Annotated in this window: 1 protein-coding gene; it reads left to right on the top strand. The window is 65.8% G+C overall.

Annotated elements, in window-relative coordinates; all coding sequences use genetic code 11:
* Positions 1-661: MraY family glycosyltransferase (locus tag SB4_RS18715; RefSeq protein WP_478212463.1), on the top strand; the 661-nt coding region annotated here is incomplete at its 5' end.
* Between the last annotated feature and the right edge of the window lie 102 nt (positions 662-763).

The raw sequence follows: 763 nt of genomic DNA, 5'->3' as shown, positions 1-763 counted from the left end.
TCCCTTCACGGTGTTCGCGGCCTGCCTGTTCATCGCGGTGGTGGGCTTTGCCGACGACATCCACTCCCTGCCCGTCATCCCGCGGCTGCTGCTGCAGGCCGCCGCCGTTGCCGCCGTGTTGTTTTCGGTGCCCGGCGATCTCAGGCTCGTTCCGGCCTGCCCGCTCTGGCTCGCACGCGGCCTGCTATTGATTGCCGGCCTCTGGTTCGTGAACCTCGTCCACTTCATGGACGGGCTCGACCTGATGACGGTGGCCGAGGGGGTGCCGATCACGGTGGTGGTCGCCCTGCTCGGCAGCTACGGCCATATCGGCGCGGCTCCCGCGCTGGTCGCGGCGGCGCTGTGCGGCGCACTGCTCGGCTTCGCGCCGTTCAACCGGCCGGTGGCAAAGATATTCCTCGGCGATGTCGGCAGCCTGCCGATCGGCCTGCTGCTCGGCTGGTGCCTGCTCGAGCTCGCGCTGCATCAGCAATTCGCCGCCGCGCTGCTGTTGCCGCTGTACTATCTGACCGACGCGACGGTCACGCTGTTTCGCCGCATGGCGCGGCGCGAGCCATTCTGGGCCGCGCCCCGCTCGCACTTCTATCAGCGCGCGACCGACAACGGCTTCCCGGTGTGGCGCCTCTCTCTGATACCCATCTGCAGCGGACGACGATCTTAAGCGCTGTGATCTCGACGGGTCCGAGTGCGCACTAGAATACGACAGGGATGTACCACACCATAGTAGGTAAACCGGATATCAACACTACATACGGAGTGATGA

The organism is Sphingomonas sanguinis, assembly GCF_001476905.1.
Classification (GTDB): domain Bacteria; phylum Pseudomonadota; class Alphaproteobacteria; order Sphingomonadales; family Sphingomonadaceae; genus Sphingomonas; species Sphingomonas sanguinis_B.
This window is presented reverse-complemented; position numbering and strand designations above follow the sequence as displayed.